Here is a 14836-nt window from a genome sequence, read left to right as displayed (position 1 = left end):
GCGCATGCCAGACGATTCGCCCAAGGCTTAACTCGCCCGTTTTGCAACCGATCGGTGATAGGGTTTCCTGCAATGACAAAGAAAGCGTTTCGGGATCAGGACAAGTCTTCCACGGCTTCCTGAACCGAACGCGTTCTTTTTTGCTTGCCCTCGCAGAGCGGAGCATCACATTAGGGGCCAATGGCATTTCGCCGCATCGCCGGCAGGTGACCGATCATGAGCTGCTTATCCATTCCATCGCCGGCAGGTGGCCGATCATGAGCTTATCTGTTGGCGATGCGGCGAGATGAAGCCGGCGCGGCCCAACGAACGTTCACATCCGCGCCGTCGTCAATTGCTCCACCGTGCCTGCATGGCCTTCCGGCCATGTCACTTGAATGGCGATGTCGGATGGCGCTTCGATCCGAAGCGAAATATACTTCCCTGCAACCCGCCAGCTGACGTTGATCTCGCCTCCGTCCGGCAGCGGCACGACGCCTTCGGCCCAGCTCAAGCCTGCAGGCTGGGGAGCGATCTCTACGGAACGCCAGCCTGCCGACAGCTTGCGGACGCCAAGAATGGACGCGCCGAGGAAATACCCGGGAGCGGCCGACCAGGCATGGCAGTGGCTGCGGGTAAGCAGATCGGGATTGGCCCGGTTCTCCGCGAAATCAGGATACATCTCCCAGCAGGTCGTCGCGCCATGCTCCAGCATCCGGCCATAGTGAAGGCGGATGTCGTCCAGCATGAGCTCATGGCGGCCCAGCTTGGAGAGCGCCTCATAATAGAAGAAGCTCATAAACGGGCTTCCGATCTGGACCCACTCAGCCGGCGGCTCCGCCAGGTATTGCTCCAGAGCGGCCAGGCGCTCTCCGTCCGCCGCCTCGCACAGGTAGGCAGCGACTTGAGTCTGCATGCTGAATACGGATGACCGCCTCCCGTCGGCATGGATGCAGTCCAGATAGGCCTGCTGCCGCTCATCCCAGAGGCTCTCGTTGACAGCGGCCTGCAGGGACGACGCCTGCTCCAGCCAATGATGGGCCGTGCCGGATTCGCCCGCGGTTTCGGCCAGCCGGGCCGCCTGGCGAAGCGCCTTGATCATGAACAGGTTCTGATGGGTGACGATGCCTTCGCCGGGCTGGTCGATCGGAGCCCAGTCGAGCAGGTTCCAGCCCCGCATGTTCAGCAGTCCTGAGCTGTCAATGTGGGAGGAATAGGCTTCGATCGTCCGGAGGATATGCGGCAGGATTCCGCGGGCGAACTCCAAGTCTCCCGTATGCTCCACGAACTCCTCGCAGGCGATGATCCAGAAGAACGTCCAGTTGGGAATGACGCTGCTCCAGCCGCTCGGCACCTGGTCCAAATACAGCGGCGTATCGGAGGCGGAGCCCGGAACCAGCTTCAGGCAGCGCTTCACGATCTCGGTCGCTCCGAAGACATAGTAGTTGACCAGCGCCTCGTTGCGCGCGTCGCCTACCCAGAACACCTGCTCGTACGAAGGGCAATCGACGAACGTATCTTCCATGCACAGCCTCGTCGTCCTGCGGCTGATGCGCCAGATCTCGTTCAGAAGGGCATCCGAGCAGCGGAAGCTGCCGTTGTCGGCTGCGGGATAAGAGCTTTGGAGGATATGAATCTCCTGCAGCAGAACGGGACGGTCTGCCGATCTTACGGTCAGGATCAAGTAGCGGCAGCCCCGCCGGACGGGGGACAAATAGCTCTGCCTGCCCTCGCGGCATATGTAGCGCAGCGTGTTGTCCAGTCCGTACGTATGCTGCCTGAAGTCATGCTGGATATGCTCGATGCCGTAAATATCCACGACCGTTCCTGCCGCAGCATCCAGCTCGAATCCGATGAAGCCGGAGCGCTGCTCGCCGAGATCGACGACAAGCTCGCAGTCCCAGCCGGGAAACAGCGGCAGCTCGGCCGGCTCCGGCACGGCCAGCACGGCGTTCTGAAGTGAGGCCGGCACGGCCAGCCGCTCATGCTCGCGCTGCCAGACGCTGAGCCCGAAGGCATCCTGCCCGGTAATCAGGCTGGGATCGATGCGGCGAAGCCAGCCTCTCAGATCGGGATCGTCCATAGAGACCTTGCCTCCCTTCAGGCGCGCATAGAGCGGATGATCGGTATCGAGCTCTCTGCCGGCTCGGTGATCGACATGCTTGACGGCGTCGAACGGTCCGATTGCGGCAAAAGGAGCCGTCGGGAAGGTCATTTCCGGTAATCGCGCAGCAGAAGCGGGATGGCGCCGCTCTCCTCCAGGCGCTTGCGCCGGAGCCGCAAGAGCGAACGGCACATCCGCATCCACGCCAAGATGGAAGCTGCTTCCGTGGTCGCCGGAGGTAACGTCGATAAGCAGCGTATGGGGGCCGGCGGCAAGCTCCAGATCGTAATAGCGTTCCGGCTGGACGCCCCGGTACGCATCGATGGAGACGCCGTCCACGACAATGCCCCCGGGCCGAGCTCCTCCGGGAAAACCGATCGTGACACGGCCCTTGTCCTCCAGCTGGAGCACAGAGGCCAGATATCCGCAATAGCTGACAGGGTTGGCGTGGCCGGCACTGTCCGGAACCATGATTGTCCGCAGATCGATGGCAGCCATGAAGGCAGGAGGCTTGACGCGGCTCAGCCCGGCAATACGGGATGGATATCGCTTCTCTTCCGTCAAGAACGGGATGTCGCGGGATACGAGCTTTTTCCAGGGTCCTTCTCCGGCAGCGCAGACAGCCGCCGCAGGCGACCAGTCCATGAGCCGGGATGCTCCCGTCGTCCAGCCTTCGTCCTGCCCGCCGGCATCGATGACTTCGGCGAATGCCTGCTGGCAGGACATCCGTGGCGAGCTGGGCAGCTGGCCTCCGAGCAGGGCGGTTTCCCAGTCCCCGCCGGTAGGCAGGCTGATCCCTGAGGGGGTTTCGAGCTCCGCAATGAGACCGCCTTGCCCGCGCACATAGCAGAAGTTCGAGATGCCGAAGTGGAGCACAAGCACGGCAATCGCGTTGCGTTGGCCGGGCTTCAGTAGGCGGCCGATATCGTAGCTGTCGTAGGACTGCTCCTCCGGCCAACACCTCACCGGCCCGCGGCCGGTCAAGGCGCCGTTCACATAGAGGACGTAGCGGGAGTCGGCGCTGATGTGAAGGGCGGCTTCCTTCTCTGCAGAGAGAGGATGGTCGAAGCTGCGGCGGAAGCAGCGCCATTCGTTCCGCGGACTCGCTTCCAAGCCTCCCCAAATCCATTGGGCTTGCCAGGTGCGCTCGGTCATGATTGCTCCGCTTCCTTTCGGGCTGGGATGGCCAAGCATGGCCTTGATGGCGTTGTCTTTTTCTTATTGTAAGCGCAGGCATTTGTAGAAAAGGGGTTGATCAGGCCAAATCGGTTGGTTATCCTGACAAAAAGGAGGGATTCGGATGGCGCAGCAGTCGGTTGCGGTCACGCCGGCGCATCTGTTCTTCGACGACAACCGCCCTTACTATGTCAACCGGGTATCGGAATCGTTCGAGCTGCAGCTGCACCGGCATGAATTCACGGAGATTTGTCTGGTAATGGAGGGAACGGGAGTGCATTACGTCGGGGAGCATTCCATGGATGTGCAAGCCGGGGATGTCTTTGTCCTTCCGCTCGGAACCCCTCATGTGTTCCGGCCCCGATCGACATCCTCCCGGTTTCCGCTCCTGATCGGCAACTTTATCCTTGTTCCCGGACAGGCGGAAGCAGCCCTGAGCAGCTTCCCCGGCCTGGACGAGCTGCAGTCGGCCCGGAGGGCGCTCAATCTGCTGCCCGGCTCACCGGAATGGTTCCGGTTGAAGGATGACAGGGGGGTTGTCCGCCGCATCATGGAGGAAGGACTGGAAGTGCTCCGGGATCAACGGCCGGGAGGAACGGCAAGACTGCATGCTCTGTTCATCCTTCTGCTGGCGGAGCTGGAGGAGCATTGCCGTGGAACAACAAAAAGCTATTGCCGGGAGAGCGGGAGCCGCCCCGGAATCGAAGCCGTTATCCGGAAGCTGCGCAGCGATCCTTGCATCCCGTTCCGGGCGGAGGAGCTTGCCGGCGAGGCGGGACTCAGTGTCCGGCATTTCCACCGTCTGTTCGCCGAAGCGGCCGGCAAGCCTCTCAGCCGCTTCGTGCAGGAGCTGCGCATTCGTGAAGCATGCCGTTTGCTCCGCAGCACCTCAATGGGCGTCGAGCGGGTCGCGGAGGCATGCGGCTACCAGGACCGCAGCTTCTTCTCGGTCCTGTTCCGCCGGCATACGGGGCTGACTCCGCGGGAGTACCGGGTGCAGCGATAGCCCCGTTCAACTCCGCAGGTAAATAGGACCGCTACGAGCCGAAAGACAAGCCGCTTCCGATGAAGGAAACGGCTTATTCGGCATGCGCAGAATGGGGCGGACGCGCCTGTCGGCGGAATACGCCCGGCGGGACATGCATCATGGACGTGAACGTGCGGGAGAAATAGTGGACGGAAGAAAAGCCGGCCATCTCGGAAATCTCTTTGATCGGCAGCTCGGATTCGTTCAGCAGGCGTGCCGCCTCGCGCACGCGCTCCCGGCGGATATAACCGGTGAAGCTCTCATGAATGCCGCCTGAGAACAGCCTCGACAGATGGCGTTCGGACACATTGAGCATCGCCGCCATCTCGGGCAGCGAGAGAGGCTTCGACAGATTGTCCCGGATGTACAGCTTGGCCCGGCGCAAAATCATGTTGTCGCGCGGGATGCCGGGTTTTGGCGCGGCTGCCGGCTCTCCGAACAGCGCAAGGAAAGACAGCAGAAGTGCGGAAGCGGCTGGCGCAACCGCTGCTCCGGGGAGATTGTACGCGTTCTCTTCGCGGAGCAGGAGAGATTCCCAGAGCAGCGCGGTCGGCGTCCGGGAGCCGTCTTCCACCCAGACTCTCTCTGCTTCGGCCAGAGCACGGAATGCGGCGAGAATTTCCGGATCCGTCTTCGCTTCATCGGGCTCAAAAGCGACAAACAGAAGGCTGAGGCCGTCTTCCGTAACAATCTGATGGGCGACGCCGGGACGGGAAAGGAACAGAGTCCCGCTCTGAAGAAGGTATGGCCTTCCATTGTCCGTATACGTCCCCTTCCCTCCGAGCACATAGCAGGCCTCGAAAAAGGAATGCTTGTGAACCGGATTGCTGTGCAGCCGCTCGTCGACTCCCCAATAGTAGATGACAAAGCGGGCATTCGGATGGATCGCTTCCATGATCCGGCTGTTCAGCATGACATCGCTTGCCTGATATCGGTACATCGGCTTGTCCTCCAGTAAATGTTGGCGTCAACGTGCAAAAACCAGACGTCTATTCGCAAAGACGTCCATCGGGACTTTGACTATGATTATAAGCAAGAACCGCTTGAAATCAATCTTTACTTATAAGGAGGAGCATGCATGATCGGTCAGCACGATGTGGATTTTTACAAAGAAAACGGGTATCTGCTCGTCAAAGGAGTATTCGGCCAGGCGGAAGTGGAGGAGATGCGCGGGGCGGTGGAGCGGATCATCCAGCGCGCCGCCCAGGCCGAGCGGGACGAAAACTCCGCCTGGCAAGGCGACTTCCTGCCGCCGGCGGAGCTGAAGAAGCTGGTGCTCAAAGGTTTCCACGATGTCCATTACCATGAGGCCTGCTTCACGCGGGCAGTCGTGCACCCCAATATGACAGCGATCCTGTCGCAGCTCATCGGACCCGACGTCCAGCTTCACCATTCGAAAATGCTCGTCAAGCCGCCGGAAAACGGGGCTGCCTTCCCTATGCATCAGGATTATCCCTACTTCCCTCATGAAAAGCATTCCATGCTGGCGGCAAGCGTGCACCTGGACATGGCGGACGAGAAGAACGGCTGCCTGAGGGTCGTACCGGGCTCGCACACGCAAGGCGGCCTGCCTCATGTCGGCTCTTACTATTTGAACCACAAGGAATATCCGATATCGGACGGACTGCCATGTCCTGCGGAGGCGGGAGATGTGCTGTTCTTCAACTACCTGACGATCCACGGCTCGGATGCCAACCGCAGCGAGCGCACGAGGCGGAACGTGCTGTTCCAATACAAGGATGCTTCCGATTATCCGACGGAAAATGTCCATATCGACTGGGGCTCGGGTCTTATGGTATGCGGAGGCAATCCGCGGTTCGACAAGGCGAAGCCGGACTTCAGCATCAAGGGTTAGGCTCCCGCAACCTGTACACGACGGCTTCGGCTGGGCGGATGCCCATATTTGCGCTTGTACATTTTCTCGAAATGAGTCAGCGTATTGAAGCCCGAAGCATAACAGATCTCGGATACGGGCAGGGAGGATGCCTGCAGCAGCGACCGGGAAAATTCGAGGCGCAGGTCGAGCAGATGCTGCTGGAAGCTGACGCCGAGCTGCTGGCGGAAGCATTCGCTGAAATAATTGGGCGAGAGGCTTGCAGCCTTGGCAGCCTGGCTGAGCGTCAACGGCTCGCGGAAACGATGCTGGAGATAGAACAGAGCCTGCTGAATGCTGGGGTGCAAGGGAGCTGCGGAAGCTTCGCCTCTGATCGCGTCCTTCTCGTCCCGGCACAGCATCAGCAGCAGACATCCCAGAAGGTTCCGCACGATCAGCTCTCCGGTCCTGCTGCTGCGGCTGTCCTCCTCATCCAGGATGGCGAACAGCTCTCCAGCCCGCCGATCTTCAAGCTTCATCAGCATGGGCGACAGCATGCGCCCGTTGAATAGAAGCGTCCGGATTTCCTCCGAAATCATCGATTCCTTGAAGATCAAATTGTAGATCTTGAGCGTAGACGCTTCCAAGGGACGAATTTCGTGAAAATCGGCCGGAGTCAGCAGGAACAGCGTTCCCTCGCCGATCGGGATGTCCGTTCCGTTGACACGGTTGACGCCGTTGCCGGAGCGGACATAGGTCAGCTCGTAAAACTCGTGCCAGTGCAGATGGCATGGCGTATCGAGCTCCTGCCGGAACAGGCAATGGGACGATTCCGCCATGTACTCGTCGATCGTCAAGCGATCCGGATGCTCCTTCAGTTCCATGAAGGGATCAGCTCCTTCGTTTCATTTATCCGGATTATACCGGAAGAGCGGGAAGACCGGAAGATATGCGTATCATTCCGTAAGCGAGGAGGAGAGGCCCAGAGGGAGGCAGAGCTACAATAAGCTCGAAGCCAGCTCAAGGGAGGAAGTCATCGACATGGAATCTACGATATTGAACCAAGAAGAAGTCGAGTCATACGGGGAGCGCGGGTATTTGCTTCATAAAAAGCCGCTGTTCAGCGCCGAAAAAATGCGTACGTTGACGGATATTTTCGAGGAGCAGCTCGCCATGAAAGGAAGCAAGCTGTCCGACGAGCTGGACACGCCTCATTTCCGCGACGAGCGGCTGCTCGACTTCCTGCTCAGCGATGAAGTCCTCGATCTTGTCGAGCCGATCATCGGCCCCAACATCGGACTGTGGTCCAGCCACTTCATCTGCAAAGACCCCTATGTCGGCCGGGCGACTCCATGGCATGAAGACTCCGCTTACTGGAAAGGCAGATTGAGCTCTTTCGACAAAATCGTAACCGTATGGCTGGCCATAGACCGAAGCTCGAAGGAGAACGGCTGCATGCGGGTGCTGCCAGGCACCCATGGCAACGGATTTTCGGACTATGAAGCTATTGACGGGACCAAGAATACGTTCTCCACCCAAATCAAAAACGTGGACGAGTCGAAGGCCGTTTATTTCGAGCTGGAACCGGGAGAATGCTCCTTGCACGATTCCCGGATCATCCACGGGGCGGCAGCGAACAGGAGCGAGTTCCGCAGATGCGGATATACGATGCGGTATTTTTCGACGGAAGCGGTAGTATACCCCGATAAAAATCCGGGCTTCAAAATATGGCTGGCAAGGGGCAGGAATATTGGCGGCAGCCATTTCGTAAACGAATAAGGAGTGAAGCTGGAATGCAAATCAAGCTCTTCCAGGCGTTGTGGGGGATGGAAGGAACCTATTCGGAGCTGATGAAGCGGGCAGCGAGGGAGGGTTATGCGGGAATCGAGGCGCCATTGCCGCCTCTTAATCTGGAGAGGGAATTCAAGGAGCAGCTCGCTGCACACAGGTTGTCCTATATTGCCCAGATCGTCACATCCGGGGATCACGCGACCTCGTTCGCCGCCCAGGCGGAACGCGCCGCTGCCTTTGATCCGGTGCTTATTGTTTCCCATAGCGCCAGAGACTTCATGCCCTTTTGGGAGCAGCTTCTATTCTTCGAAGGCGCGCTCAAGGTGGAGCGCTCGATCGGCATCACAGTCGGTCATGAGACGCATCGCTCCAGAGCCATGTTCACGCCCTGGAATACGTCGGCTCTCCTAAGGGAACTGCCGGATCTATCCATCACGGCGGATTTCAGCCATTGGTGCTGCGTAACCGAAACGATGCTCGAGGAGTTCGAGGAGGACTTGCGGCTTGCCATCGAACGGACGGTGCATATCCATGCCAGGCTCGGCCACCCGGAAGGCCCTCAGGTCGCCCATCCCGCCGCACCCGAAAACAAGGATGTTCTTCAAGCCTTCAAGTGTTGGTGGGATGCTGTTCTAGCCGGAAGAGAGCGCAGCGGCGCAGCCGTGGCGACGGTAACGCCTGAATTCGGACCGGTCGGTTATATGCCGTCGCTTCCGTTCACGCGTCAGCCGGTAGCGGATCTCCGTGAAGTCAACGATTGGATGGCAGGCTGGATCAGAGAAACGTATCCGTCTTCCTGAAGAGGACGCGTTGCATTTTGGAACCACGCTGCTGAAAGCGCGTAGTACCGATAAATCCAAAGGAGGAATGAAGACATGATCAAACGTTTTATTACTAAACTGTTAGGATCGGCCCAGCATTCCAAGCATGGACGCCATCGGTACAGCTCCAGCAGCGGTAAAAAGCATTACGGCCACAGCCGGCTCAGCTCATCCGATCGCGCGTATGGACATAAAAACAACGGACACAGCTATTACAAAAGCCGTAAAAGAAGCTCCAGCTGACTGTAATGTGCATCTACACTGCATCTGCATCAGGATGAAGCCCCTGCAAGCTTCATTCTGATGCCCGAGCCAACCGTATATCGGTTGGCTTTTATTGTTCCGAATGCGCCGTCCGACATTGCTCCAGATCGCGCATGAAGGCATCTATATCCTCATAAGGAGCTTCAATTTGCAGAAGTCTGCGAAGAAGCTGCCGAGTTGCAGAAGTCATATCCAGCTCATGCTCCCATCCCGTGTCGGCCATCTTCGTCGGATGATAGCTTGAGTACAGCATGAACAGCAGCAAATGGCCTATATCCGACAGATCGGATGCGGGTTCGGCATCTTGAGCCAGCCTGGTGCCCGACCGGAAAGGCGGCTCCGGCGACGCAGCTTCGCCGATCCGCCTGGCCAAGCCGAAATCAATCAGATGAATCCGATTTTTGCCGGCAATGACATTAGGGATGCGGATATCGAGATGCACATATCCTTGCCGGTGGACATAAGCGACAATATCCGTCAGCCTGCTGATGAAATCCAAAGCTTCTCTTTCCGAGAACAGGCTGCCCCGCTCGAAGATCAGCTCCTCCACCGTCTGTCCTCCGGCAAACTCGCTTGCCATATAGAGCTGGTTCCTATCGACGAGCAAATCCCAGGCGCGCGGAATGGACGGATGGCGCAGCTTGTCCAGCACCTTCATCTCCCGCCGCAGCAGCTCCCGGCCGACCTCTCCCTTGCTCGGCTTGGCTTGCTTCATCGCCGCTTCTTGTCCCCGCTGCAGATCCAGGCAGCGGTAGGTCAAGCCGTAGCTCCCGATGCCGAGCAGCTCGACAATGCGGTATCGGTCTGCAATGACATCGCCTTCCTGTAGGGGATAATCTATCCAGGCTTGATAAAAACCTTTCACATATTCGATTAGGTTCATTTCTATCTCCTCATCCAATTGCCAACTAGCTCAATGAATTCGGCTGGTGCCGCATTCATTTCTTTGATTGTATTTGTCGGCTTCGATTGCTTTAACAGCAATACGATTAATCTGGAGGATGTATTCATTTCTTTCAGGCGCGTGATGCAGGCGGCAGGAATGGGGGCATACCAATCATTGGAGAGGTCGTCGGCGGTACGAATGAATCTCTGTCCAAGGCGACAATCATATGCCACATCTGAACGAACACCGCTGAACCGTCTGTCGTCCTAACAGGAGGCGAATCAAGCTTTTCCGGACTTTGTAGTTCCTCGATCTGAATCTCATCGACGGCCCCATCCCCGTACCGAGCGGCTTTATTTATTCCGCCCGCATTCATCACACTGAATGCGGGGCAAGGTCTCACTATTTTTTCTCTTCAGCGAGGCTTTTAAGTTCCTCTTCTCCCTTGAGGATCGAGAAATAGCCGAATATGTCTCCGATCACGTTTAATGTGAGTCCAATTTTAGCTAAATCCAAGGAGGAAAATTCGTCGATCCAAGAGGTATTCGGATTGGATTTGGCCACACCATCACCCCATGAGTCCATTTTTTTCAACATATGTCGATGCTGCCCCGCGTTCCTATGTACCCGCCTATTCAAAGGATTTAATGGGCAGCACGGCCTGCTGAATGATCCTTATTCAAGAAATGGCAGCCTGTTTAGTGTCAATAGACTCCATATCCAGGTAAAGAAAGCATTTAAGAGACAATCAACATAAAACAAACCCATCTCAAAAGGCTAAGCTTTTTGGGGTATCGTCTAAGGTTTTCTAAGTGATAAATGTAGAATAACTTTGATAAGATTGTTATTGTAACCGCTTACAATAAAACATGAAAGGGAGTGAGAGCGGAGGCCCGTGCGGTCTGCATGGCATCCAGGTCATACTAACTTGCTCGTTATCTAATGGAGGAGGAATGAATGATGAAACCAAGATCGGTGAAATTCCTATTCGCGATGTTCATCTGCTTCGTGCTTGCCTTGCCTGCAGGGATCGCAGAAGCGGCCACAACGATCACTTCGAACCAGACGGGCACCCAGGACGGGTATGACTATGAACTGTGGAAGGATTCCGGCAATACGAGCATGACGCTCAATAGCGGAGGCACGTTCAGCGCCCAGTGGAGCAACATCAACAACGCCCTGTTCCGCAAAGGAAAGAAATTCGACTCGACCAAAACATACTCCCAGCTGGGCAACATTTCCATCACCTACAACGCTACGTTCAATCCCGGCGGCAATTCTTATCTGTGCGTATATGGATGGACGAAGGATCCGCTCGTGGAATATTACATCGTCGACAACTGGGGGACTTATCGTCCGACCGGCACCTTCAAGGGCACCTTCTCCGTTGACGGGGGAACCTATGACATCTACGAGACGACCCGGGTCAACCAGCCGTCCATAATCGGTACGGCAACGTTCAAGCAGTATTGGAGCGTCCGCCAGACGAAACGCACAGGCGGCACGATTTCCGTCAGCGAGCATTTCAAAAAATGGGAAAGCTTAGGCATGCCGATGGGCAAGATGTACGAAGTCGCGCTTACCATCGAAGGCTACCAAAGCAGCGGAAGCGCGGATATTACGAGCCACACGCTGACGATCGGCGGAGGCGGTGGAGGCGGAACTCCTGGCACAGCGGCCAAAACAGAAGCCGAGTCGATGACGAAAGGCGGACAATACACCTCGGCAATCAGTTCCCCGTTCAACGGAGTCGCCTTGTACGCCAATAATGATCTGGTGAAGTACACGCAGAATTTCACGACCGGCACCCACAGCTTCTCTCTCCGCGGCGCTTCGAGCAACTCCAATATGGCCAAGGTCGACTTGAAGATCGGCGGCGTGACGAAGGGAACCTTCTACTTCGGAGGCAGCAGTCCTGCGGTCTATACAATCAGCAATGTCAGCCATGGAACCGGGAATCAAGAAATCCAGCTCGTCTGCACCTCCGATGATGGGACATGGGATGCATACCTGGATTACTTGGAAATCAATTGAGATCCGAACAACCGGACGGCTCATTTAAACTCGGGAGGTGGAGAGTTCATGATCAAAGCCAAAGCAGGAAAGTGGGCCGCGATCGGGACGCTTGTCGTATTTTTGTTCACGGGTTCGTTGGCGATATCAGGCACTGAAGCTTTTGCCGCCAGCTGCACGAACGGCTATGTCGGCTTGACGTTCGATGATGGCCCGAATCCAAGCAACACCGCGACGCTTCTGAACACGCTGAAGCAAAATGGCCTGCGGGCGACGATGTTCAACCTTGGCCAGAATGCTCAAAACAACCCGTCCCTCGTCCGCGACCAGCAGGCGGCAGGCATGTGGATCGGCAACCATTCCTGGTCCCATCCGCATATGACGCAGCTGAGCAGCGCGCAGATGTCGACGGAAATTGCGAGTACGCAGCAGACAATCCAGTCGATTACGGGAACGGCTCCGAAGCTGTTCCGCCCGCCGTACGGAGAAACCAATGCGACGTTGAAATCCATTGAAGCCCAGAATGGACTAACCGAAGTCATCTGGAACGTCGATTCCCAGGATTGGAACGGCGCGACGACGGCCCAAATCGTGGCGGCTGCGGGCAGGCTGCAGAACGGCGATGTGATCCTGATGCATGACCAGTACCAGACGACCATTCAAGCCATTCCGCAAATCGCACAGAATCTGCAGAGCCGCGGCCTATGCTCCGGCATGATCTCGACGAGCACCGGCAGGGCGGTCGCGCCGGATGGCGGCAGCGGAGGCGGAGGCGGAACACCCGGCACAGCGACCAAGATGGAAGCAGAGAATATGACCAAAGGGGGGCAGTACACCTCGACGATCAGCTCGCCTTTCACCGGCGTCGCCTTATATGCCAACAATGATTTGGTGAAATACACGCAGAATTTCACGACCGGTACCCACACTTTCTCTCTCCGCGGAGCTTCGAGCAATTCTGCGATGGCTCGAGTCGACTTGAAGATCGGCGGCGTGACGAAGGGGAGCTTCTACTTCGGAGGCAGCAGCCCCGCCGTCTATACGCTGAACAACGTCAGCCATGGAACCGGAAACCAAGAAATTCAGCTCGTGTGCACAACCGACAACGGAACATGGGATGTTTACTTGGACTACTTGGAGATCAATTAATGAGGCATGAAATATCATGTAAGGAATGAATAAGTTCAGATCATGAGCTGAAGTTTTGCGCCTCTTGCGGCGGGTTGCCGCAAAGAAATGATTGTCATCCTGGATAACCGTCCCGGCGAGCTCTTTCGCCGGGATTTTTTCATGATCATGGCGCATAAGAGCGCCGGTGAGCCTGACGGGCAGAAGGGGATGCGTTCAAGCCATTCGACATGCTCCAAAGCTCATGAAGGAACAGTCGAAGGAAATCGTTGTCGCCGTGGAGAAATGATTGTTATACTAGTCGGCCATGTCACGCCAATTGGGCGAGAAGAGGCCATAAGGAGGCATGTCCATGTTTGAGTATGAGTATTTGCATCATGTCAGCCTTTCTGTCCGGAATTTGGAGCAGGCGCACAAGTTTTATTCCGGACTCCTGGGTTTCACGCAGCTCGAGCGGCCTCCGTTCGATTCCAAGGGCGTTTGGTACGCGGTCGGCACACAGCAGCTTCATCTGCTGGAGAACCCTCTAGGAGAGACGCTGCGGCAGGGGCCGATCGATACGATCGACGGGCATTTTGCCGTTTGGGTGAAAAGCTTCGCGAATACGATCGCGGAATTGGAGGCAAAGGGAATTCCTTATGAAGCGAGGCCAGGCAGCCTGGCGGGATTCTCGCAAATATTCGTACTCGATCCGGACCACAACATCATTGAGTTCGACGCCGCTTACGGTTCTTGATTCGACTCACGGTATAATCGAAAATTCATCCCGTGATATAATGAACTATATATTATCATAAATAGGGATGGTGCAGATGTCGGAGCAGCAAGTATACGTCCGGTTTCCCGAAGAAGCCGACGCCCGCGATTTGTCTGAGCTTTACAAGCGCAATCGGGAGTTCTTTGAAAGATTCTCTCCAAGCAACAAGGATGAGTACTATACGGAAGAGCATCAGCTCCAAGCGATCAAAAAGAGCAAGATTGATATGACGGAGGATCGTAAATACGAATTTGTCATCTGCAGCAAAGAGGATGACCGAATTATCGGCAGTGCGGGGCTTACTTTTGTGGCGCGGGGACCGCTGCAGAGCTGCATGATCGGATATAGCCTGGATCAGGCTTATAATGGCAAAGGCTATATGACGGAGGCCGTCATGCAGGTGGTTCGTTATGCCTTTGAAGAGCTGAAGTTCCACCGCATCGTCGGGGAAGTCTCCCCCCGGAATCCCGGATCGATTCGTGTGCTTGAAAAAGCCGGCTTCCACAAAGAAGGCATTTCCCGCAGCAATCTGAAGATCAACGGGGTATGGGAGGACCATCAGGTACTGGCTATTATCAATCCGTCCGGGGATGTTTAGGACTAATCATTTTTAATGCCTATCGGATGGCTCTTTAATTGGGAACGTTTTCAAAAATTTCCGAAAAATTCGAACTCCAGAACGGATTGCAATGGTATAACACAAAACCGCGCCAAGCGCGGTTATTTTTTTAATGATAAAAATTCCATCAGTATATATTCACATGAAATATCGATAATGCAATGCCAGACATTTTTTTGCGAGCCGCGATCTGGATGCCCGCGAGGTCTTGTGCGATTTGCTGAATCGCTTAGGATCGTAGTCTGATATTGGTCATGTCATGCGCATCACAGGCATTTTGAAGAGTTATAGGAAGTCAAAGACACGATTAAAACTGATGTGCATGAAACCAATTGGAGTATTGGGAACACAGTGCATGGAATCAATTGAAGCACTAAACAAGATGAAGTCTAGCCTCATTTTAATGAAGTTATTCACAAAACTCGTATTTTGTACATATGTCTCAAAATCAGCTCAAC

General features: G+C 56.1%; 14 protein-coding genes. 9 read left to right on the top strand and 5 right to left on the bottom strand.

Annotation, left to right across the window (positions count from 1 at the left end; all coding sequences use genetic code 11):
- Positions 1–313: 313 nt before the first annotated feature.
- Entirely contained in the window at positions 314–3238 is a 2925-nt protein-coding gene (locus VE23_RS04115) for a family 78 glycoside hydrolase catalytic domain (protein ID WP_232316791.1), read from the bottom strand.
- Positions 3239–3383: 145 nt separating this feature from the next.
- Here VE23_RS04115 and VE23_RS04110 point away from each other — a divergent pair, with 145 nt between their 5' ends.
- Positions 3384–4265 (top strand): AraC family transcriptional regulator, encoded by an 882-nt coding sequence (locus VE23_RS04110; protein ID WP_049867353.1) that lies wholly within the window; start codon positions 3384–3386, stop codon positions 4263–4265.
- A 73-nt stretch (positions 4266–4338) separates the two neighbouring features.
- On the opposite strand, the gene VE23_RS04105 is transcribed toward VE23_RS04110, so the two are convergent.
- Positions 4339–5226 carry a helix-turn-helix domain-containing protein gene (locus VE23_RS04105; RefSeq protein WP_048745955.1) on the bottom strand — a complete coding sequence of 296 codons (888 nt, stop codon included), beginning with the start codon at positions 5224–5226 and terminating at the stop codon, positions 4339–4341.
- Between the two features lie 138 nt (positions 5227–5364).
- On the opposite strand from VE23_RS04105, the gene VE23_RS04100 reads away from it, so the two are divergent.
- Positions 5365–6141: a phytanoyl-CoA dioxygenase family protein gene (locus tag VE23_RS04100; RefSeq protein WP_021877292.1), complete on the top strand. Its 777-nt coding sequence runs from the start codon at positions 5365–5367 to the stop codon at positions 6139–6141.
- Here VE23_RS04100 and VE23_RS04095 read toward each other — a convergent pair.
- Positions 6138–6983 (bottom strand): AraC family transcriptional regulator, encoded by an 846-nt coding sequence (locus tag VE23_RS04095; protein WP_049867352.1) that lies wholly within the window; start codon positions 6981–6983, stop codon positions 6138–6140. The two genes, VE23_RS04100 and VE23_RS04095, sit on opposite strands and share 4 nt — an antisense overlap.
- A 157-nt stretch (positions 6984–7140) precedes the next feature.
- Between VE23_RS04095 and VE23_RS04090 the strand changes: the two genes are divergently transcribed.
- The 3 genes from VE23_RS04090 (at position 7141) to VE23_RS25680 (ending at position 8954) form a co-directional block, all read left to right on the top strand.
- Positions 7141–7878, top strand: a complete 738-nt coding sequence (locus VE23_RS04090) for a phytanoyl-CoA dioxygenase family protein (protein ID WP_048745987.1) — start codon at positions 7141–7143, stop codon at positions 7876–7878.
- Positions 7879–7892: 14 nt separating this feature from the next.
- Positions 7893–8690, top strand: a complete 798-nt coding sequence (locus VE23_RS04085; protein WP_048745959.1) for a sugar phosphate isomerase/epimerase family protein — start codon at positions 7893–7895, stop codon at positions 8688–8690.
- Between the two features lie 75 nt (positions 8691–8765).
- Complete coding sequence (locus VE23_RS25680; RefSeq protein ID WP_021877289.1) at positions 8766–8954, top strand: hypothetical protein; 189 nt, start codon at positions 8766–8768, stop codon at positions 8952–8954.
- A 91-nt stretch (positions 8955–9045) separates the two neighbouring features.
- Here the strand turns inward: VE23_RS25680 and VE23_RS04080 are convergent, their stop codons facing one another.
- Positions 9046–9858, bottom strand: coding sequence for a serine/threonine protein kinase (locus VE23_RS04080; RefSeq protein WP_048745960.1), 813 nt, complete (start codon positions 9856–9858; stop codon positions 9046–9048).
- Between the two features lie 405 nt (positions 9859–10263).
- Positions 10264–10458: a hypothetical protein gene (locus VE23_RS04070; RefSeq protein ID WP_021877286.1), complete on the bottom strand. Its 195-nt coding sequence runs from the start codon at positions 10456–10458 to the stop codon at positions 10264–10266.
- 363 nt (positions 10459–10821) lie between these two features.
- On the opposite strand from VE23_RS04070, the gene VE23_RS04065 reads away from it, so the two are divergent.
- From VE23_RS04065 to VE23_RS04050, 4 genes are all read left to right on the top strand, one after another.
- On the top strand, positions 10822–11895 hold the full coding sequence (locus VE23_RS04065; RefSeq protein ID WP_048745963.1) for a glycoside hydrolase family 11 protein: 1074 nt from the start codon (positions 10822–10824) through the stop codon (positions 11893–11895).
- Positions 11896–11943: 48 nt separating this feature from the next.
- On the top strand, positions 11944–13023 hold the full coding sequence (locus tag VE23_RS04060; RefSeq protein WP_021877284.1) for a polysaccharide deacetylase family protein: 1080 nt from the start codon (positions 11944–11946) through the stop codon (positions 13021–13023).
- Between the two features lie 331 nt (positions 13024–13354).
- Positions 13355–13738, top strand: coding sequence for a VOC family protein (locus tag VE23_RS04055; protein WP_048745964.1), 384 nt, complete (start codon positions 13355–13357; stop codon positions 13736–13738).
- Between the two features lie 76 nt (positions 13739–13814).
- Complete coding sequence (locus VE23_RS04050; RefSeq protein WP_049867351.1) at positions 13815–14357, top strand: GNAT family N-acetyltransferase; 543 nt, start codon at positions 13815–13817, stop codon at positions 14355–14357.
- Positions 14358–14836 lie beyond the last annotated feature (479 nt).

The organism is Paenibacillus sp. D9, assembly GCF_001188365.1.
In the GTDB taxonomy this organism is placed as follows: domain Bacteria; phylum Bacillota; class Bacilli; order Paenibacillales; family Paenibacillaceae; genus Paenibacillus_O; species Paenibacillus_O humicus.
The sequence above is the reverse complement of the archived record's forward strand: the minus strand, read 5'-3'. Positions and strand labels throughout refer to the sequence as shown.